This window comes from Streptomyces sp. CG 926, from assembly GCF_003148825.1.
In the GTDB taxonomy this organism is placed as follows: Bacteria; Actinomycetota; Actinomycetes; order Streptomycetales; family Streptomycetaceae; genus Streptomyces.
Genome location: NZ_QGGZ01000001.1, coordinates 806,619 through 826,709 on the forward strand (window position 1 = coordinate 806,619; position 20,091 = coordinate 826,709).

Genomic DNA, 20,091 nt, shown 5'->3' on the forward strand with positions numbered 1-20,091 from the left:
CATGACCTCCGTCGTCTGCCCCTACTGCTTCGACCGGTCCCCGGCGGCCCGGCTGCCCTACCGCTGCCAGATGTCCGCCACCGGCGTGCGCGGAGCCACGCCCTGCGCCGCCGAACTCGACACCATATGGGCCGACTTCATGGGCCCCAGCGTGCCTCCCGCGCTGAAGATGCGCGGCCCGGTCTTCCCCGCCGCGCGCGGCCTCGGGCGGCGTCTGACCTCGTACGGGGGCGGCTCGCGCGCGGACTGCCCCGCCTGCGGCGGGTCCACCCCGGTGCGGGTCTGCCGGCGCTGCCACAGCGACTTCCCGAGCGACTACTGCGACCAGGACACCCGGATCATCGCCCTGCTCGGCCCCAAGGCCTCCGGCAAGAGCACCTACGTCTCCGTCCTGCTCAACGAGCTGCGCGGCAGGGTGGGCCGGGCGTACGGGGCCTCGGTGACCGCGATGGGCGGCGAGACCCAGCGCCGCGACCGCGAGCTGGCCGAGGACCTCTACGACCGGCTGCGGCTGCCGGAGGCCACCCGACCGGCCGCCCTCGGCTTCAACGACCCGCTGCTGTACCGGCTGAGCCTGCCGCTGCGGCGCCGGCTGCGCGGGGCCGGCAGCCGGCACACCGCGCTGGTGTTCTTCGACGCGGCGGGCGAGGACCTGGCCAGTACCGAGGCCATGGACCGCTACACGCACTACCTGGCCGCCGCCGACGGGATCATCCTGCTCGTGGACCCGCTGCAGATGCGGGCGGTGCGCGACCGGCTGCCGGTGGACGACGGGCCGCCGCTGCCCGTGATCGAGACGCCGCCGCAGCAGATCGCCGCCGACCTCGCCGCGCAGCTGCGGGCCCACGGCCGGGGTTCCTCGCGCGGCCGGGTCACCACGCCGGTGGCGGTGGCCGTGACCAAGACGGACTCGCTGACGCCGCTGCTGGAGCCGCATTCGCCGCTGCTGCGCAATGCCGACCACCGCGCCGGCGCGCTCGACGAGGAGGACCGGCGGGCGGTGCACGAGGAGCTGCGCTCGCTCCTCGACGGCTGGGACTCGGGGGCGCTGCTGCGGCAGTTGGAGCGGGACTTCGCCCGACTGTCGCTGTTCGGGCTGTCGGCGCTCGGCTCGGCGCCGCCCGCGCACGCGCCGGCCGACGCCCCGAAGTCGGGGCCGCGGCCGCTGCGCGTGGAGGATCCGCTGCTGTGGCTGCTGGGGCTGGGCGGGCTGCTGCCGCGCACCGGTGGCGCCACCGGCACGGGTCGCACCGCCGGCACGGGTGGCCGTACCGGCTCCGAGGGGAACTCATGAATCTCGCCCAACTGCACTACACCTCGGCGCCGCCCGGTCCCGACGGCTCCGGTTTCCGGTTCACGGCCGTCAGCCCCGGGGTGCCGGCCGCGCTGCTGCGCGAGGCGGAGCAGCTGATCGGCTACGAGCCGCCCCGGGACGCGCCGTCGCGCCCCGGGCCGCAGGAGCTGGCCGCCTTCCCGCAGGCGCTCAGCCTGAACGTGCTGGCCGACGGCAGCCGGCTGCTGGCGCGCTCGGTCTACACCGGCGCCGACTACAGCGGCCGCTGGGGCAACTTCCACGCCCACGCGGTGCACCTGCCGCAGCCCGCCGGTTCCGGTCCGGCCGTGGGCGAGCTGCCGATCACCGCCTGGGGCTCGCCGCAATGGGCCACCGCGACCCCGGAGGCCGGCGCTCCGGTGCTCCCGGCGGTGCCCGCGCCGGGCCGCCTCGACCGGGCCGCGCTGGCCTCGTTCGTCGCCGCCCGCGGCCCCTGGCTGGCCGCCTTCTTCGCCGATGTGCGCCGGCTCGGGGAGGATGCGGACGCCCCGCAGATCGTGCTCGTGGAGGCGGACAGCGAGGCCGTGGCCCGCTGGATCATGCTCGCGTGCAGTGTGTTGCCGCACCAGCGGGGGCAGTGGCTCACCTTCACCACCTACACCCGCAGGCCGCAGCTCGCCCGGCAGCAGATCATCGGGGTGATGCCCGAGGACGGGCCGAGCCTCGCCGGGCAGGAGCACCGCTACCGGGTCTACGACACCACCCGGTCCACCGCCCCCGCCGCCTTCGAACCGGACGTGTGGGCCGACACCGCCGCGCGGGTCTGGCAGGCGAGGCGCCAGGATCTGGTCGCCGAGGTGCGGCGGCTGGCCGCCGGGCCCTACGACGCGGGCCCGCTGGCCGCGCTCGCCCTGGCCGAGGACATCGCCCTGCCCTCCCCCGGCCGGACCGCGGCCGCCGACTGGGCCGCCGGACACCGGGACGCGCTGGACCACGGACGACTGCACGCACTGGCCCTGGCGCTGGGCCGGCCGGCCGACGACCGGGACCCGGCGGAGGTCGCCGCCGCCGGGCGGCTGCTCGCGGCCCTGGACGGGTGGGCCCCGCCCGCGGTGTGCGAGCCGCTGGTGGCCCTGACCCTGGCGGAGGCGGTACGGACCGGCGCACCTCCCGCGGACCTGCCCACCTCGGGCGCCCTGGGCGCGGAGGTGCGCGGCCGGCTCGCGGCGGAACTGGAACCGGGCCTGCGGGCGGCGCTGGGCGACGCCGCGGCCGAACCGGAGCATCAGGCCGGGCTGTTGCGGGTGGCCTCGGTGCTCGGGGTGGACGTGAGCGACCTGCTGCCCGGCGTCGCCCGACAGTCGGCGCAGGCGCTGCTCGCCGATCCGGAGCGGGTGTACGGGGCGGGGATGCGGGCGGCGCTGGCCGAACTGCCCGTGCTGCGCGCCCTCGTACTCGACCGGCTGGACGCGCTCGCGGCGGGCGATCCGGCCGCCGGTCGGCGGCTGTTCGAGCGCACCGCGCTGCGGCCGACCGCGGCCGACGCGCGACCGCACCTGCGGATGTGCGCCGAGGCCGCGACGGCGCCGGAGATCGCCGCCGCGGACCGGGTCGGGGCGCTGAACACCCTGCTGGCCCGGTCGGGCGTCTCGCTGTACGCGGAGCCGCTGGTGCTGCGGACGGCGATGCGGCTGGTGTGGGACGGGGAGCCGCCGGGTGCGGGCGAGGCAGGGCTGGTGCTGATGGCGGCCGGGGCGCAGGTCCACCGGGAGGCCGGCACCTGGGAGTTGCTCGTACGGGCGGCCGTGCGGGCCCCGGCCGGGGACCCCGATGCGGCGGAGCTGGCTCCGGAGCTCCTCGGGCAGTTCCAGGAGGAGATCCCGGCGCGGCTGCGGCCGTCGCTGCTGCTGCTGGAGCTGGCCCGGAACCTGCGGTCGGGTCCGGCGGGCGGGGGCTGGGTGCGCCAGGTGCTGGACCTGCGGTCGCTGGATCCGGAGCCGGGCCCCCGGGAGAGCGCGTACGCGGCGCTGTGCGCGCGGCTGCTGGCGGGGGACCGGCCGGACAGCGAGCTGCGGGCGCTGATCGAGAGCAACGACGCCGAGCTGTTGGCCGCCTATCGGGCGGCGGCGCGCACCCCGGCGGTCCGTGACCGGCTGCGGCTGGATCCGGACTACGCCGCGGACTGCTTCACGGTGTGGTCCTCCCAGCCGCAGGCCGGCCCGGCCTGGCAGGAGGCCCGTACGGACCTGCTCGACGGGGTGCTGCGGCCGACCGTACGGAGCCTCACCCCGACGGAACTGGCCGAGGTCGAGCAGTCGCTGGGCCGGCTGGGCGGGCGCTGGGCGGAGGAGTTCCGCGGCTGGCAGCGGCCGGGTGCCTTCGGCCGTCTGCGCGAACGCTTCGCCGGGCGACGCTCCGGCTCCGCCGGTGGCGGCGGCACGACCGGTGGGGAGGGAGGTCCGACGTGACGGATCCGGAGCTGATCGCGCGGATCCTCGGCGGCCTCACCGGGGTGGTCGGGGTCGCCGTGTGCCTCGGGTACGGGCTGTGGCGGTTCCTGGCACTGGCCCTGTCGGCGGCCTGGGCCGCCTTCCGGACGGAGCCGCCGGGCGGCAACGATCCGCGGATCACCCCGTACACCGGTCCCGAACCGGCACGGCCCGCGTACTGGTCGGGCCAGATGTGGCTGGACGCCCGGTTCGCCGGACAGGCCGCCGCGCTGACCGTCCGGTACCTGCTGACCCGGCACTGGCTGGGCCTGGTGGTGCGCCGCCGCCTGTTGCAGGGCCGCAACGGGCAGACCGGCGAGCTCGCCGCCAACGGCTTCGGTCGGCTGCTGCTGCGCCTGTTGGCTCCCGGTACGGCGCTCGCCGCGCTGCTGTCGGCGCTGCTCGCCTCGGTCCTGCTGGCCGGCGTGGCGCTGTTCTTCGCCGTGGAGCTCGCCCTGGTCGCGCTGGCCGCCCTGGCCGCCGTCCTGGCGGGGCGGGCCGCGGAACGGCTGTGGAAGCTGGCCCTGGGCATCCGGATGAAGTGCCCCTACCCGGGCTGCTACCGGCCGTTCCCGCTCGCCGTGCACCTCTGCCCGGGCTGCGGCGCCGCCCACCGCGAACTGCGGCCGGGCGCCTTCGGCGCGCTGCGGCACGTCTGCCGCTGCGGCAAGGCCCTGCCGAGCACCCTCATGACCGGGCGGCGGGGGCTCGCCGCCCGGTGCCCGCACTGCGACCGGAACCTGCCGCCGGCCGTCGGCACCACCCGGGTCGTGCACCTGCCGCTGATCGGGGGCACCTCCGCCGGGAAGACGATGCTGCTGGCGGCCATGCTCGACGGGCTGCGGTCGTGGTCGCACGAGTCCGGCCTGACCGTCGAGTACGCCTCCCCCGACGACCTCCGCGAGGCCAACACCCTGGGGCAGTCGCTGAACCGCACCGGGTGGGCCCTCAAGACGCAGGGCGGGCAGCCGCGCGCCCTGATGCTGCTGGTCGGGCACGGCCGACGGCGCCGGCTGCTCTATCTGTACGACCCGATGGGCGAGTCCTTCCGGGACGCGGACACCACCCGCGGCCAGGGCTACCTGGCGCACGCCGACGGGGTCCTGCTGGTGACCGACGTGCTCGCCGCGCCGGTCGTACGCCGCGCCCTGCACGCGGGCGACACGGAGCGGGCGGAGGCCGCCCGGCCGGCCGACCTCGGGCCGGTGGAGACGTACGCGGGGTTCACCGGAGAGCTGCAGGGGCTCGGTGGCCGTCGCGGGCGGCTGCCCGTGGCCACGGTGGTGACCAAGCGGGACGCGCTGGACCGGCTGGACTCGCTGCCTCGGCCGGCGGAGCCGGTGGAGGCGTGGCTCGCCGAGATCGGGCTGGACGAGCTGGTCCGGGCCCTCGGGCACGACTTCGCGGCGGCCCGGTACTGGGTGGTCAGCGCTCGGGCCGCGACCGGGGCGGGGGCGCTGGACAGCGAGCGGCGACGAGCGGCGGAGCCGGTGCTGTGGCTGCTGTCACGGACCGGGCTGCGCGTCGGAGGGCTCGTCCGGGACCGGCCGGACGCGCAGGCCCGAAGGGACACGCGGGCCCGCCGGGACACGGAAGGCGCGCAGGACGTGCGGGACGTGCAGGACGCGCAGGTCGGGCACGGTGAGGAAAGGAGCAACACCCCATGATGACCCCGCAGATCATTCGGGGCCGACGGATGACGGCGGTCCTGTTCGTGTCGGCGGTCGTGATGACGGCGGCCGCCGCGGTGGCGGCGCTGGTGCGGTACATCCCGCAATGGAGCGGAAGTTGAAGGAGACACGCGGTGAGTGACATCCCCGGCGGGCCGATGGCGAACCGGCCCGTCCATTTCATCTGGCTGATCGACTGCTCGTACTCGATGCAGGGCGAGAAGATCGGCCAGCTCAACTACGCGATCAGAGAAGCGATTCCGGAGATGCTCTCCGTCGCGCAGGACAATCCGGCGGCCCAACTGCTGCTGCGCACCATGACGTTCTCCACGACCGCCCGCTGGCACCACAAGGACCCGGTGCCGGTGGAGCAGTTCACCTGGCAGGACGTCCAGGTGGACGGCATGACCAATCTCGGTGAGGCCCTCCAGCTCGCGGCGCGCGAACTGGACACCCCGCCGATGCCGCAGCGGGCGCTCAAGCCGGTGCTGGCGCTGGTCTCGGACGGGGTGCCGACGGACGACTGGAAGGCGGGGCTGCGGGCGGTCGACGCGACCCCGTGGGGCCGTAAGGCGGTCCGGGTGGCGATCGCGATCGGCGCGGACGCCGACCGCAACGTGCTCCAGGAGTTCCTGGGCAATCCCGAGCTCCAGCCGCTGGACGCGAACAGCCCCAAGCAGTTGGCGGCGGCGATCCGCTGGGCCTCCACGGCCGCGGTGAAGGCGGCCTCCCAGCCGGTGGCGGGTTTCGGGGACGCGACCGTGAAGCAGCCGCCGTACGCCCCGCCCGTGCTCGCCGACGACGATGACGACGTGTGGTGAGCGAGCCCGTGCGGATGAGCCACGGACCACGGCCGCTCTGGGACACGCTCCAGGGCAGCGTCCAGGGCGTGAACAAGGCGCGCAATCAGGACCACCACGACGCGGAGGGGCTCGGCACCGCCGCGCGGCCCCTGATCATGGCGGTGGCGGACGGCCACGGATCGGCGGCGCACGCGCGCAGTCATTTCGGATCCCGGTTCGCGGTGGACCTGTTCGTCCAGCAGGCCCGGCAGTTCGCCGCGCTCGCCGAGCCCCGGGACGGGACGCGGCCGCCCAGCCTGTCCTGGCTGATGAACTACGCCCAGTACACGCTGCCGCGCCAGCTGGTCAGCGCCTGGCAGGAGACGGCGCTCGGGCACTGGGAGCGCAACAGCTCGCACCTCGAACCCGGTCTGTCCCCGACGGACAAGCTGGTGCTGTACGGGAGCACGCTCGTGGGCGCGGTGCTGACCCCGCGGGTCTTCGCGGCCTGGCAGCTCGGCGACGGGGAGCTGGCCGTGGTGAGCGACGAGGGGCGGGTGACCGTACCGCTCGCGCCGGACGAGGCGGACCTGGGCGACGAGACGGAGTCCCTCTGTTCCCCGCAGGCCTGGCTGCGGGTCCGTACGCACTGGGCGCCGGTGACCGCCCCGGCGCGGGCGCCGAGGCTGGTCTCGCTCTCCACCGACGGGCTGTCCAAGAGCTTCGCCTCGGACACCGGCTTCCGGCAGTTCATGTCCGGACTGGACGACCGGCTCTCGGCGGAGGGTCCGGAGTGCGTCCGGGCCGTCCTGCCCGAGTGGCTGACCAAGGCTTCTCAGCACTCGGGCGACGACACCACGCTGGTGGCGGCCTGGCACACCGCACCGGGCCTGACCGCAACGGGCGGGGTGCCGCCCGACAGCGGCGGCGTCGGTGCCGGCGCCGCCGACCCGGCCGATCCGGCCGACATGACCGACCCGTACAGGAGTGACGAATGAGCGGCATGCTCGACAGCGGTACCCGGCTGACGGCCGACAGCGGCCTGGGCGTGGAGGTCTTCGACCTGCTCGGCGCCGGCGGCCAGGGGGAGGTCTACCGGGTACGCACCCCGGCCGGCGACCAGGCCCTCAAGTGGTACTACCCGGCCTGCGCGACACCGGAGCAGGAGGACATCGTCCGCCAGCTGGTGGACCGGGGCTTCGACGACGACCGTTTCCTGTGGCCCCGGGACTTCGTGGGCGACGGGCGCGGCGGCTTCGGCTACCTGATGGACATCCGCCCGGACCGGTTCAAGGGGCTGCCGCTGCTGTTCCGCCGCAAGCTGCGGACCACGATCCGTGCCCTGCTCACCGCCTGCCTCTACACGGTCGAGGCGTACCAGGCGCTGCACTCGCGCGGGATCGCCTACCGGGACATCTCCTGGGGGAACCTGCTCTTCGACCCGGCCACCGGCGAGGTGCTGGTCTGCGACAACGACAACGCGGTGGTCGAGGGCGACAGCACGGGCATCTCGGGGACCATGGCGTTCATGGCGCCCGAGCTGGTGCGCGGCGAGCCCGGGGTCTCCCCCGGCACCCAGAGCGATCTGCACTCCCTGTCCGTGCTGCTGTTCATGCTGTTGATGAACCATCATCCGTTGATGGGCCGGCGCGAGTTGGCGATCCGCTGCTTCGACGAGGCCGCCGAGCGCAAGCTGTACGGGAAGGATCCGCTCTTCCTCTTCGACCCGCTGGACCGCTCCAACGCTCCCGATCCCGTGGAGCACGCCACGGTACTGGCGACCTGGGCGGTGGTGCCCGACTCCCTGCGGACGCTCTTCACCAGGAACTTCACGCGGGGCCTGCACGATCCGGCGGGCCGGGTGCGGGAGTCGCAGTGGCGCGACGCGCTCCGGGCGGTGCTCGACGCGGTCGTGGACTGCGCCCACTGCGGCAAGCAGAACATGACGGAGCCCCGGTCCGCTTCTCCGGGCACCTGCTGGAGCTGCGGGAACGCGCTGGTGCTGCCGCCCCGGCTGGTACTGACCACGCCTCCGCCGCGCACCGAGCATCACATCCTGCTGCACCGGTCCTCGCGGGTGCAGGCGCACCATCTGGCGCCGGAGCCGGCCCGGCACGACTACGGCGACGGCACGCTGGTGGCGCAGCTGACCGAACATCCGCAGCGGCCGGGCAAGTTCGGGCTGGCCAATCGTTCCGGGTCGGCGTGGACGGGTACCCGCGCGGACGGCAGTACGCAGGAGATCGCCCCGGGGCAGACCGTGCCGCTGCGCTCGGGGCTGGAGCTGGACTTCGGTGGCGCGCGGGCGGTCGTACAGGCGAGGTGAGCGGTCCCGGCCGGGCTGCGCGGCCCGATCGGGCTGTGGCGTCCCGGCCGGGCTGCACGGCCCGATCAAGGCCGCGGCGTCCCGGCCGGTGCGTGTCCCGGCCGGGTGCGGCACGTGGGGCGGGTCAGCCCAGCAGGCGGCCGAGTTCCTGGGCGAGGGCGAGGCCGGCGCTGCCCGCGCCCAGCCCGACGGTGATGGTCTCCAGCGACCGTCGGATCAGACCCGGTTCGGCGGCGCGCCCCTCCTGTCCGGCCCGGTCCAGCTCGCCGCGCAGGGCCTGGACCGCGTCGAGCCGGTCCTGGGCCGCGCCCTCCGCCCGTAGCCACCGGGCGAGCTCGGCGGCCAGGCGCAGGGTCTGCGCGGCGGTGTCCTGCTGCCCGATGTTGATGGTGCCGTGGTCCCCGATGTTGTTGGGGCCCGAGACGTTCCCGTGGAAGTTGTAGGTGCTCACGCGTACTCCTCGTGCTCGCTCGCTCAGGGTTGCCCGGCGGGCTTCCCCGACGGCTGTGCCTGACCGGCCTGGTTGACGGTGCCGTGGGCGCCGATGTTGCTGGCGTGGATGTCGCCCTGGAAGGTGTAGGTGTGGGTGTTGATCACCTGCTGCGCCTGGTCGTAGGAGCTGGTGTCGACGTTGTGGTCCTTCAGGAACCGTTCGGTCGCGATCAGCACGCCCTGCTGCAGCCGCTGCAGGAAGTCCTGGGAGTCGGTCCGCTCGGAGAAGCCCAGCTGCTGCCAGTCGGCGACCCGCTCGCGGAGGCTGTCCACGGCTCCGTAGTCGAAGCGCAGGTGCCGCCGGTCGATCTCGCGGCGTGTCCGCTCCAGCCACCGGGCCCGCTCGCGGCGGGCCGAGGCTCGCCGGACCAGCCGTCCGGGGGCGCCGAGCAGCGCCGATCCGGTGGCGGCGGTGGCGAAGGAGAACAGGCTCCACCAGCGCTCCCAGCCGCCCGGGGGCAGCGTGTGCACCCGGTGGAAGCGGGACTGGAGCGGAGGGATCCCGTACGCCGCCACCTCCCAGGTGAGGCTGGGGTGCTGGAGCCTGGCCCGCAGGTGCATCGAGACGATGACGCGGCCGCCCTCGCCGGTCCGTTCCAGGCTGAGGTAGGTGCGCATGCCGGCGCCCGGCTGCACCACCCCGGCCTGCACGAGTTGCTTGGGGATGTGGGCGCGTGGGCGGCGCAGCCGGTCGGGGAGCAGGTCGGCCCCGACGTAGGAGACGTGATCGCCTATGACGTAGAGCCGGTTACGGGCCCGCAGGCCCTTCAGTCCGGCGATGTGCTCCATCTCGCGGGCGACGAAGCTGTGCAGGTCGACGGCGTCGAAGGGCTTGATGGTCAGTGTGCCGCCGCCCGCGGGGTCCTCGGCGGGCCGGCTCACGTCGATGGGCTGCCAGACCATTTCCTTGATCTTCGAGCCGCTGCCGACGAACGGGCTGGTGCGCTCGGCGCTCGCCGTGTACGGGACCACGTTGGCCCGCTCCTGCTCCAGCAGTCGGTCCTCCGCCTCCGCCCCCACGCCGGGGGCGAGGTCGCCCGGCCACCCGGCGCCGTGCTCGACGCCGAGCGCCGCCGTACGGGCCTCGTCCTCGGCCCGTCGGACCAGCGCCCAGGCGGTCGCGTAGGCCAGGACGAGCGTGGCCGCGGCCGGGAGGGCGAGGGCGGGCAGACCCCCGAACAGCCCGTACAGCGCGGCCGGTACCGCCGCCCACACGCCGACGGCGCAGAGCCCGGCGAGCCGCCGGTCGCGCAGGTCGATCCGCCGTACGGAGGCCCGCGCGTGCCGGGCCAGGGCCACCATGTCTATGCCGAGCGAGAGCCCGGTGGCCCGCAGCCGGTCCTCGGTGAGTTCCACGTCCACCTCGTGGGCGAAGTACTCGTCAAGGTGTGCTCCCGCGCACAGCAGCCGGGTCACCGCGTCGTCCCGGTACTGCGCCAGCGCCGGTAACCGGCGTCCTGCCATATCGCGTCCTCCCCCGTGGCCGTGTCGCCTCACCTTATGCAAACGGGCCCTGGGTGTCGCGGGGTTGTGTGTGGGCAGGCAGGGGCAGGAGGGGTCCCGGGACGCGGCTCACCGCAGCACGACCGTCACCCCGCGCCGTTCGAGGAGCGGTCCACCACTGCACGGACCGTTCGTCGTCCATGACCTCGACGCACACATCGCCCAGACCCCGCAGGGAGACGTCCGGCGCGGCCAGGACGTCGTTCTCGGCCACCCTCGGCCACCTTCGCGCCCACGATACGTTCCGGTGCTCCGCGCGAGCCTGCCGCCGTACTCAGGTGGCTGGTGCGGGGCGCGGTGGCGAACTGAGCATCCGTACTCAGGCTCCGGACCGGCCTGCTTGTCATCGTGTGTGCATGTTCATTCAGCCAAGTGATCCGCTGCCGCGCGTCGGGATAACCGCCGTCGGCAGCCTGCTGCCCGACGAGGTGCTGTCCTCCGACACGCTCCAGCGGGAGGTGGCGCGCCGCAGTGGTCTGACGTTGCCGCCGAGGCTGCTGACCCAGGCCACCGGGATCGTCTCCCGCCGGGTCGCGGGTGAGGGCGTGTACGCCTCCACCCTCGCGGTGGGCGCCGGCCGCCGGGCCCTGGCCGCCGCCGGACTCGGTCCGCTCGACGTGGACCTGCTGCTGTTCGCGTCCGCCTCCCGCGATCTGGTCGAACCGGCCACCGCGCACATCGTGCAGGCCGAACTGGGCTCGCGGGCCCACGCCCTGGACGTCACCAACGCCTGCAACAGCTTCGTCAACGGGATCGACCTCGCCCGCTCCATGATCATCGCCGGGCGCGCACGGCGGGCCCTGGTGGTCACCGGCGAGACCCCGAGCCGGGCGATCCGCAAGGACCCCGCCGATCTCGCGGAGCTGCGCGACGGCTTCGCCGGTTACACCTTCGGCGACGCGGGGGCGGCCGTGGTCGTGGAGGCCGTGGAGCGCGGCGGGATCATCGACGTGGACACCGAGACCCACTCCGAGCACTGGGAGGTCGGGGGGATCCCGGGCGGCGGGTCGCGGCACCCGCGCGGGGACGCGTACACCTACTTCCGCGGTGACGGTCATGAACTGCGCGGCGTCTTCGAGAAGGTGGGAACCGCCGTCATCGACCGGACGCTGCACCGCACGGGGATGGACGTGGACGGCTTCGCCAAGGTGCTGGTGCACCAGGTGACGGTGCCGTACCTGGAGCGGTTCGCGGAACTGACCGGGGTGCCCGCCGGGAAGCTGGTGGTGACGGTGCCCGAGCTCGGCAATGTCGCGAGCGCGAGCATCGGCCTCCAACTGGACCGGGTGTTCGACGAACTGACGCCGGGTGAAAGGGTGTTGTTCGTGGGCCTGGGCGGCGGCATCAGCATCATGACGATGGTCTGGGAGAAGTCGTGAGCGCCGCCGCCCCGCCGATGTGGGTGGTCGTGCCCGCGCACGAGGAGGCGGCCCGGCTGGCCGACACCCTGCGGGCGCTCGCCGCCCAGCGGGACCGGGACTTCACCCTGCTGGTCGTCGACAACGCCTCGACGGACGGCACGGGGGCCGTGGCCCGCGCGTTCGCGGCCGGCGCGCCCTTCCCGGTGGAGGTGATCGAGGAGCCGGAGAAGGGGGTCGGCTCCGCCGTCGACACCGGCTTCCGGTACGCGATCGGCCGCGGCGCGGCCCTGCTCGCCCGCACGGACGCCGACTGCCTTCCCCGGCCCGGCTGGACCGGGGCCGCCCGGAGCGCGCTGATCCGCAGCCCCGGGCTGGTGTGCGGGCGGATCGTGGCCCGCCGCGACGAGCACGGACCCCTGGGACGGGCCGGGTTCGGCGCGCTGGTCGCCCTCGCCGCGCTGTTCGGCCGGCTGCGGCCCGAGCACGCCCGACGGCGCGGCTACCGGGCGCCGTACCGCATGCACGCCGGGAACAACATGGCCATCACCGCCGAGCTGTACCTGACCGTCGGAGGCATGCCCCGGCGCCCCTCCCCGACCGACCGGCTCTTCCTCAACGCCGTACGCCGCCACACCGACCGGATCACGCACTGCCGGGAGATGGTCGTGGAGAACTCGACGCGGCGGCTGCGGGCCTACGGGCTCGCCGGCACCGCCCGCTGGTACCTGGACCAGGGCAGCGGCACACACGGAACGGACGACCCGCGCTGATGCTGGACCACCTCGACCACGCGCTGCGCAGCCGCCCCGAGCGGCCCGCCGTGCTCACCGCCACCCGTACCGGCGTACCCCGGGTACGAGCCACGCGCGGCGAACTCGCCGAGCTGTCCGACGCCTTCGCCGCGGCTCTGCACGCGCGCGGGCTGCGCGCCGGCGACACCGTCGGCGTCGCCGTGCGCCCCGGTCCGCGCGCCCTCGCCGTGCTGCTCGCCCTGTGGCGGCTCGGGCTGCGCGGGGCCGTACTGGATCCGGGGGCCGGGCCGGACGTGCTGCGCGCCCGCCTCGCGCTGGCCCGGCCCTCGCTGGTACTGGCCGACGCGGCCGCGCAGGCTGTGGCGGGCTGGGCCCGACCGCTGGCCCGCCGGGCGCGCCTGGCGCTGCCGGACCTGTCCGAGCTCGGGCCGGTGGCGACGGTCGGGCCCCGGCTGCCGGGCTGTGCGCCCGCGCTGGACCTGGGCGCGTCCCGTCGGGGAGTGCCCGCGCCCGGCGCCGATCACCGCGCCGACGCCGACGCGGTGATCGTGTTCACCTCCGGGACCACTTCCCTGCCGCGGGCCGTCGTCCACACCCGGGCGAGCCTGGCCGCGGGCATGAGCACGGTCTCCGCCCTGTTCGACGCGGACGGGGACCGGCCGGTGCTCGGCGGTACCTTCTTCGTCCTCGTCCCCTCGCTGGCGCGGGGCGCCGCCGTCGCCCTCCCTGCGGGCAACTCCCGCGTCCTGGCACGCCAGTTGCATCGGATTCGGCCCGAGGACACCTATCTGACCCCGCCCCGGCTGCGGGACGCGCTGGGCGCGGGCGCCCGCTTCCACGGCCGGGTGTGGACGGGCTCGGCTCCGGCGGGCGCCGGGCTGCTGGAACGAGTCCGCGCGGCGGGCGCGGCCGAGGCCTGGGGGGTGTACGCGCTGACCGAACTGTTCCCGGCCGCCGCGGTCGAGGCGCGGGAGAAGTCCGCGTTCGAGGCGGCCGGGGAGCCCGGGGACCTGGTCGGTGCGCCGCTGCCGGGCGTACGCGCCGAACCGGACGGGACCGGGCAGCTGCTGCTGTCCGGCCCCGCCGCCCGCCATCGCTACCTCGGGGAGGAGCCCGACCCGTGGGTGCGCACGGGCGACCGGGCCCGGCTGGACGGTGCGGGCCGCATCGTCCTCGAAGGCAGGAGCAAGGACATGGTGCTGCGTCGGGCGGAGAACATCTACCCGGGGCTGTACGAACCCGCCCTGCACGTGCCGGGGGTGGAGCTGGCCGTGCTCGTCGGGATCCCGGCGGGCGACGGCGACGAACGGCTCGTCGCCGTCGTACAGCCGCGGCGGGGTGCGGACGAGCAGGCGCTGCGTGCCGCCCTGTCGGAGCCGGTGCGGCGGATGGGCACGGCCCGGCCCGACGCCCTGCTGCTCGCCCGGATCCCGCTGTCGGGGCGCTCGCGCAAACCGGACCGGGCGGCGACGGCCGCGCTGGCGGCGCGCCGGCTGGAGGTGTCCGGCCGATGACCACCGTCTCCCAGGCACGCGCCCGGCGGCGGGACCGCCAGGTCTATCTGCGCAGCCGTCCGCTGCTGTTCGGGCTGCTCGCCGCCACCCGCGGGCGTCCGGTGCGCCGGCTCGGCCGGACCCTGCTGGTGCACGATCCCGAGGCCTACCGGGAGGCCCTGACCCGGCTGCCGCTCGATCGGACGGCGGCCGGCACGACGGGCGCCGCCGCGCGGTCGGCCCTGGGCGCCGACCGGGCCGGGGCCGGGGCCGGAGTCGGCGGTGTGCTGTTCGACCAGGAGGGCGCCGGGCACCGGGCGGACCGGCGGGACCTCGCCGGCTCGCTGGGCGGCGCCGGGGTCGAGGATCTCCGGTCGCTCTGGCGGCCGTTGCTCGTACGCCGGCTCGCGCCGCTGGACCGGGGCGGTGAGGTGGACCTCGTCGACCTCGCACGGGAGCTGTCCGGTTCGGTGGTGTGCGCCCTGCTGGGCTCCGACGCCGACCCGCGGGCGGTCGCGGAGGCGGCGGCCGAGGCCGCGGCCGCCTCGGTGCGCAGCCATCTGCCGGGGCCGCGTCGGCCGGGCGCCGAGGCCGCCGCGGCCCGCGCGACCGACCGGCTCCGCCGGCTCCTGGGGTCCGAGGCCGAGGCGCTGGCGGCGATGGTGGCGGTTGCCGCCGTCAACACCACCGTGGCGGCGCTGCCCCGGGCGGTGGCCTGGTGCGCCGACGCGGGACTGTGGGAGCAGGCGGCGGACGAGGCCCTGCGGCCGGTACTCGCGGACGAGTTGCTGCGGGTCACCGCGGCCTCGCCGCTGCTGCCCCGGGTGGCCGCGGCCAACGGGTCCGTGGGCGGCTGCCCGGTGCGCGGCGGCGACCGGCTGCTGCTGGTCGCCCGACACGCGGCCGCGGCGCACCGGCGTGACCCGGACGCCCGGCGGCCCGCCGGCCCGGCCGTGGACCGGCTGGTGTTCGGCGTCGGACCGCACGCGTGCCCCGGGGCCCAGCCGGCTCGGGCCCAACTGATCGACGTCCTGGGCGCGCTGGCCCCGTACCGTCCGGTGGTGACCCGGGCCCGGGTGGACCGGGGGGCGGCGCTGCCGGGCTGGCGCGTGCTGACCGTACGGGCCGGGGATCGCGGGGCCGCGGGCTCCGGGGCCGGACCCGCCAGGGGCCGGGCGTGATCGCGGTCACCGGCGCGAGCGGCTTCTGCGGCGGGCACGTGGCACGCGCCGCCGCGGCGACCGGCGCCGAGGTGGTGTGCCTGGGCCGCAGGCCGGGCCCGGTCGGCACACACCGATTCTGGGACGCGGCCGCCGAGCCGCCGGACCTGGCGGGCGTGGAACTGGTGGTGCACTGCGCGGCGGCCGTCGGCGATCCGGCCCCCGGCTCGCGGGCCGAGGCGCTGATGCGCGCGGTGAACGTGGACGGCACACGGCGGCTGCTCGGGGCGGCGGCCGGGCGGCCCGTGGTGTGGGTGAGCAGCGCCAGCGTCTACGACCCCCGGCACGACCGCGGCCTGATCGACGAGGAGCACCCGCGCGCCGGGCAGTTGAACGCCTACGGGCGGACGAAGGCGGAGGGCGAGGCCCTGGCGCTGGCCGCCGGGGCGGTGGTGCTGCGACCGCGGGCCGTCTACGGGCCGGGCGACACCACACTGCTGCCCCGGCTGCTGTCCCGGGTCCGGGCCGGCACCCTGCTGCTGCCCGGTCCGGACGTACGGCTCAGTCTCACGGCGGTGGAGAACCTGACGCGGGCCTGCCTGACGGCGTCCGGCTGGGCACCGGGCGCGTACAACGTCGCCGACGCGGAGCCCTACGACCGTGACGCGGCGGTCCGCGCGGTCCTGCGCGCCCACGGCGTCCGGGCCCGGATCCGGCACCTCCCGCTGCCGGTGGCCGGCGCGGCGGCCCGGATCGCGGAGGCGGTGGCGGGCGCGGTCGGGGCCGAGCCGGCCCTCAGCCGCTACGCGGTGGACCAACTGGCGCACCCGGTGGTCCTGGACCTCACCCGGGCCCGGGCCCAGGGCTGGGCCCCGCACCGGACCCTGGCGGACCACCTGGCCTCGGTGGCCGGCGCCCGGCCGGGGCTCAGCCGCTGACGGCCGCCGGGGCCTGTGCCTTGGCGATGAGCAGGTCGAGCAGCGCGAGCAGGGAGCCGCGGACGTCCGTACGGGAGCGGGCGTCGAGCATCAGGACGGGCGTGTTCGGATCGCGCAGGTGCAGCGCGGCCCCGATCTCCTCGGCGGTGTAGGGCTGTTCGCCGTGGAAGCAGTTCGCGCCGACCACGAAGGGCAGTCCGCGGCTCTCGAAGAAGTCCACGGCCGGGAAGCTGCGGTCCAGCCGCCGGGTGTCGACCAGCACGATCGCCCCGAGGGCCCCGTTCAGCAGGTCGTCCCACATGAACCAGAAGCGTTCCTGGCCGGGCGTACCGAACAGGTAGAGGACCACACCGGCGTCGGTGAGGGTGAGCCGGCCGAAGTCCATCGCCACGGTGGTCACCGTCTTGGACTCGATGCCGTCGAGGTCGTCGACGCCGATTCCGGCCGAGGTCAGCCGCTCCTCCGTCCGCAGCGGCTCGATCTCGGAGATCGTCTCCACCAGGGTCGTCTTCCCGACCCCGAACCCACCGGCGACGAGAATCTTGACCGGGGCGGGCTCCTGTCCCTGTTCCTGCGGGGCGGTCGTGTCATATCCGGGCAAGGCTGTCCCTGATTCTCTGGAGCAGGTGGACGTCTGTGGTGTCGGCGACCGCCAGGGGCGGCCGGTGGTGGATCAGCCCGCGGTCGGCGAGTTCGCCGAGGAGCAGCGTCATCGGCGTGAGGCGGATGTGCATCCGCGCCGCTATCTCGGCGACGGCCCGCCCGCCCGGCGGCGCGCACATGGCGAGGATCTCCTGCCACTCGGTGGGCAGGGTCCCGTCCACCTCGCCGTCGGCCGCCGCCGTGATGGTGGTGTCCATGGTGAGGACGGCGTGCGCCGCGGCCGTACGCCCGTCGGTCAGGGCGTACAGCCGGGTCCGGCGGCGGCCTACGGGCAGCGGCTGCGACTGTGGCTGTGGCTCGTCCGGCATTACGCGGACGGCTGGCCGCGCTCGGGGGTGCCCAGCCACTCGCCGAGCGCCTGGGCGGTCCGTACGGCCTCGCCACCCAGCTCTCCGAGTCGCGCCTTGCGGGAGGTCACCACGATGAGTGTGCTGCCCTCGCCGCAGCCGACGATGCAGAGGTAGCGGTCGTCCATCTCGACCAGTTGGCGGATGACACGGCCGCCGTCGATCTCCCGGGATATCGCCTTCATCGTGGACGCGATGCCGGAGGCCGCGGCCGCCATGCGCTCGGCCTGGGGCTCGTCCAGCAGGTAGGCGCTGAGCTTGATGCCGTCGTTGGAGAGCAGCACGGCTCCCTGGACGCCGGCGATCCTGCTCAGGTTGTTGTCGAGGACGCTGTAGATCGCGTCGTTGGATGCCGCGGTGTTCGGTGAGGTGGTCATGGCTGATCCCGTCGGAGCTCTTCTTCCACTGTCTGGGTCCCCTGTTCGTAGTCCGCCCAGGCATCGGCCACCTCTTCGGGTGTCGCGGTGTCGGGCCGGACGACGCTTTCCTGCGCGCGGGGCTCGCGCAGCTGTTCGGCGATGTGGGTCTGCGGGACGCGCTCCGGGAGGGCCGGCCGCGCCGTGCGTGCGGGTACGGGTACGGCTACCGGCGCGGGCGCGGACACGGCGGCGGCGACCGCCACGGGTGCCTTCGTACGGCGGCTCGGCAGCCCGGCGCTCGTACGCACGACCGGCTCGGGCTCCGGGGCTGGGGCGGGTTCGGGAGCGGACTCGCTCGACACGCGGGCGGCGGGAACCGGAGCCGAGGCCGGGGCCGGGAGCAGCTCCAGGACCCGGGGCTGCGCCTCGATCTCACGGGGCGTCTGCGGGTCGGTCGCCACCAGCAGTTGCCTGGGCAGGATCACCACCGCCGAGGTGCCCCCGTACACCGAGCGGCGCAGGGTGACCGTCGCGCGCAGCTGGTCGGCGAGGTGCCCGACCACGAAGAGGCCGAGCCGGTGGGCGTTCTGCGCCAGCACGGAGTACGGCGGGGCCTCGTGCAGGCGCCCGTTCATCTCCTCGTAGCGCTCCGGGCTCACCCGCGGCCCACGGTCCTCGATCTCGACCGACAGGCCGTCCGTCACCAGTTCGGCGCGGATGACCACCTTGGACTTCGGCGGGGAGAACCGGGTGGCGTTGTCGAGCAGCTCCGCGAGCAGGTGGCTGATCTGGCTGATCGCGCTCGGCTCCACGCTGGTCTCGTCCAGGGCCTGGCGCTCGATGCGCCGGAAGTCCTCGACCTCCGAAGCCGCTTCGCGCAGCAGGTCGGCGACGCGCATGGGCTCGGTGTGCGGGTCGGGGACCTCGCCGCCCGCCAGGATCAGGAGGTTCTCGATCTGCCGCCGCATGCCGACCGTCAGCTGGTCGGCCCGCATCAGCTCGGCCAGCAGCGCCTCGTCGTGGCCGAAGGTGTCCTGGAGGTCCTCGGTGAGGCTCAGCTGGCGGCTGACCAGGTTTCCGGTGCGCGAGGCGATGCCCGAGGCGAACAGGCCGAATCCGTGGCGCTCGGCGGCGAGTCGGCGGTGTCCGTCGACGGAGACCTCGACGGCCCGGGCGAAGGCGTCGCTGATGCGTCCGACCTCGTCCCGGTCCCCGGTCACGGCCGGCAGGGCCTCGGGGTCCACGGACTGGCCGCGCTGGAGCCGGGCGACGACGTCGGGAAGGGTCCGCTCGGCGACGGTCACCGTGCGTTCGTGCAGCTTGTTCAGGCGACGGAGCACCGACCGGGTGGTGAAGAAGACCACGACCACGACGGCGAGCAGCCCTCCGGCGCTGCCCCCGATCAGCCAGGCGACCTCGGTCTGCAGTTCCCCGGCCTTGGCCTCGCCACGGGCGAGCACCGAACGCGCCAGGTCGATGTTGAGGGTGGTCATCTGCACCGAGAAGTTGGCGTGCGCGGACGACCAGCCGCCGACCTCGGCGGGCAGCTTGATGCCCGAGACGATGTCCTTGTGCCCGGAGAGGACCGCGCTCTCGATGCGTGTCTTGGTCTGCCAGTCCGCGGATCCCACGACCCGCTCGTAGAACCGCTCGTCCCGGGCCGTCAGGTGCGGCACGATCAGCGCCTCGTGCAGGTACCGCTGGGCACCCAGGGCGCTGACGAACTGGTCGTAGCCGACGAAGGTCAGTTCCCCGGACGGCCCGGCCAGGGCCAGGACGGTGTCCTCGCGCGCCACCATCTCGGTGGCCTGGAGCATCGACACCACGGGGCGGCTCGCCTGGGCGAGTTCGGCGTCCTCGGCGTGGCTGAACTCCTGCTGGTACACCTGGATGACCTTGCCGATCACCTCGGAGTAGTAGGCCAGGGTGCTGTCGGCGGCGCCGCTGCGGGTGTCGGCGCGCTGCCGGTACCCGGCCAGTTTCTCCAGTTGCCGGGTCACCTCGGAGAAGGACCGCGAGGGATCGACCGCCAGTCGGCGGAACTCCGCCGCTGCCAGGTCGGTGGCCTCGCGCCGGACGCGCAGTTCGCCCTCGGAGCCGTCGTCGTCCGCCCACCGGGCGGCCGTCGCCGTGCGCTCGGCCTGCATGTCGACCATGAGCGTGTAGAGCGGGGCGCCGACCTGTTCGGCGGCGGCCACGTCGGACCGCAGCTTGTCCGACTGGGCCAGCAACCGTTCCGCGGTCACCGTCACTTGGGTGCCCATCGCGACGGTGGGGACCACCGCCAGCCAGATGAGCAGGGTGCGCAGACGCACGGTACGCCGCCGACGGGTCGTCGACTGCCGTCGTATGCCTTCGGGTTCTGTGGGAGACATCGGTCCTCGCGAGCGGGGGACGGCGGGAGGCCGATCATAACCAGACATGGCGGAGTTTCGGATAGGTGTCTTCCGAGCCCGAAGCGTGCTAGTTCCGGGAAATCATCG

At 74.8% G+C, this 20,091-nt stretch carries 18 protein-coding genes; 12 read left to right on the forward strand and 6 right to left on the reverse strand.

Features of this window, described 5'->3' with window-relative positions:
* The first annotated feature begins 1 nt into the window (after position 1).
* From BCL76_RS03320 to BCL76_RS03345, 7 genes are read left to right on the forward strand one after another with little or no spacing between them, the layout of a single operon-like run.
* Complete coding sequence (locus tag BCL76_RS03320) at positions 2-1,294, forward strand: TRAFAC clade GTPase domain-containing protein (RefSeq protein ID WP_219933924.1); 1,293 nt, start codon at positions 2-4, stop codon at positions 1,292-1,294.
* Complete coding sequence (locus BCL76_RS03325) at positions 1,291-3,741, forward strand: GTPase-associated protein 1-related protein (protein WP_109777953.1); 2,451 nt, start codon at positions 1,291-1,293, stop codon at positions 3,739-3,741. Before BCL76_RS03320 ends, BCL76_RS03325 begins: the two co-directional genes overlap by 4 nt.
* Positions 3,738-5,429 (forward strand): TRAFAC clade GTPase domain-containing protein, encoded by a 1,692-nt coding sequence (locus BCL76_RS03330; RefSeq protein WP_109777955.1) that lies wholly within the window; start codon positions 3,738-3,740, stop codon positions 5,427-5,429. The genes BCL76_RS03325 and BCL76_RS03330 overlap by 4 nt, the downstream gene beginning before the upstream one ends.
* Entirely contained in the window at positions 5,426-5,554 is a 129-nt protein-coding gene (locus tag BCL76_RS39580) for a hypothetical protein (protein WP_258309263.1), read from the forward strand. Before BCL76_RS03330 ends, BCL76_RS39580 begins: the two co-directional genes overlap by 4 nt.
* Before the next feature lie 36 nt (positions 5,555-5,590).
* A complete protein-coding gene (locus tag BCL76_RS03335) occupies positions 5,591-6,253 on the forward strand; it encodes a vWA domain-containing protein (protein ID WP_030010476.1) in 663 nt (220 codons plus the stop codon).
* Positions 6,254-6,267: 14 nt separating this feature from the next.
* The gene (locus tag BCL76_RS03340) at positions 6,268-7,212 is read left to right on the forward strand and encodes a PP2C family serine/threonine-protein phosphatase (protein ID WP_109778323.1); all 945 of its coding nucleotides are present in this window, start codon (positions 6,268-6,270) and stop codon (positions 7,210-7,212) included.
* Positions 7,209-8,540: a protein kinase domain-containing protein gene (locus tag BCL76_RS03345; RefSeq protein WP_109777957.1), complete on the forward strand. Its 1,332-nt coding sequence runs from the start codon at positions 7,209-7,211 to the stop codon at positions 8,538-8,540. The genes BCL76_RS03340 and BCL76_RS03345 overlap by 4 nt, the downstream gene beginning before the upstream one ends.
* A gap of 124 nt (positions 8,541-8,664) precedes the next feature.
* On the opposite strand, the gene BCL76_RS03350 is transcribed toward BCL76_RS03345, so the two are convergent.
* Both BCL76_RS03350 and BCL76_RS03355 read right to left on the reverse strand, forming a co-directional pair.
* The gene (locus BCL76_RS03350) at positions 8,665-8,991 is read right to left on the reverse strand and encodes a hypothetical protein (protein ID WP_109777959.1); all 327 of its coding nucleotides are present in this window, start codon (positions 8,989-8,991) and stop codon (positions 8,665-8,667) included.
* A 23-nt stretch (positions 8,992-9,014) separates the two neighbouring features.
* A complete protein-coding gene (locus BCL76_RS03355) occupies positions 9,015-10,496 on the reverse strand; it encodes a hypothetical protein (protein WP_109777961.1) in 1,482 nt (493 codons plus the stop codon).
* Between the two features lie 395 nt (positions 10,497-10,891).
* Here BCL76_RS03355 and BCL76_RS03365 point away from each other — a divergent pair, with 395 nt between their 5' ends.
* The 5 genes from BCL76_RS03365 to BCL76_RS03385 are packed head-to-tail and all read left to right on the forward strand — an operon-like array spanning position 10,892 to position 16,239.
* Positions 10,892-11,914, forward strand: a complete 1,023-nt coding sequence (locus BCL76_RS03365) for a 3-oxoacyl-ACP synthase III family protein (RefSeq protein ID WP_109777964.1) — start codon at positions 10,892-10,894, stop codon at positions 11,912-11,914.
* Entirely contained in the window at positions 11,911-12,666 is a 756-nt protein-coding gene (locus BCL76_RS03370) for a glycosyltransferase family 2 protein (protein WP_258309264.1), read from the forward strand. The genes BCL76_RS03365 and BCL76_RS03370 overlap by 4 nt, the downstream gene beginning before the upstream one ends.
* Entirely contained in the window at positions 12,666-14,162 is a 1,497-nt protein-coding gene (locus BCL76_RS03375) for a class I adenylate-forming enzyme family protein (protein WP_109777966.1), read from the forward strand. The genes BCL76_RS03370 and BCL76_RS03375 overlap by 1 nt, the downstream gene beginning before the upstream one ends.
* The gene (locus BCL76_RS03380; RefSeq protein ID WP_109777968.1) at positions 14,159-15,322 is read left to right on the forward strand and encodes a cytochrome; all 1,164 of its coding nucleotides are present in this window, start codon (positions 14,159-14,161) and stop codon (positions 15,320-15,322) included. The genes BCL76_RS03375 and BCL76_RS03380 overlap by 4 nt, the downstream gene beginning before the upstream one ends.
* Positions 15,319-16,239, forward strand: a complete 921-nt coding sequence (locus tag BCL76_RS03385; RefSeq protein WP_219933925.1) for an NAD-dependent epimerase/dehydratase family protein — start codon at positions 15,319-15,321, stop codon at positions 16,237-16,239. The genes BCL76_RS03380 and BCL76_RS03385 overlap by 4 nt, the downstream gene beginning before the upstream one ends.
* On the opposite strand, the gene BCL76_RS03390 is transcribed toward BCL76_RS03385, so the two are convergent.
* Genes BCL76_RS03390 through BCL76_RS03405 form a run of 4 tightly spaced genes read right to left on the reverse strand, consistent with a single transcriptional unit; the run spans position 16,229 to position 19,983 of the window.
* Positions 16,229-16,840 (reverse strand): GTP-binding protein, encoded by a 612-nt coding sequence (locus tag BCL76_RS03390; protein WP_109777969.1) that lies wholly within the window; start codon positions 16,838-16,840, stop codon positions 16,229-16,231. The two genes, BCL76_RS03385 and BCL76_RS03390, sit on opposite strands and share 11 nt — an antisense overlap.
* A complete protein-coding gene (locus BCL76_RS03395; protein ID WP_109777971.1) occupies positions 16,827-17,210 on the reverse strand; it encodes a DUF742 domain-containing protein in 384 nt (127 codons plus the stop codon). Before BCL76_RS03395 ends, BCL76_RS03390 begins: the two co-directional genes overlap by 14 nt.
* On the reverse strand, positions 17,210-17,626 hold the full coding sequence (locus tag BCL76_RS03400) for a roadblock/LC7 domain-containing protein (RefSeq protein ID WP_030012808.1): 417 nt from the start codon (positions 17,624-17,626) through the stop codon (positions 17,210-17,212). Before BCL76_RS03400 ends, BCL76_RS03395 begins: the two co-directional genes overlap by 1 nt.
* On the reverse strand, positions 17,623-19,983 hold the full coding sequence (locus tag BCL76_RS03405; protein ID WP_109777973.1) for a sensor histidine kinase: 2,361 nt from the start codon (positions 19,981-19,983) through the stop codon (positions 17,623-17,625). Before BCL76_RS03405 ends, BCL76_RS03400 begins: the two co-directional genes overlap by 4 nt.
* Positions 19,984-20,091: the final 108 nt, after the last annotated feature.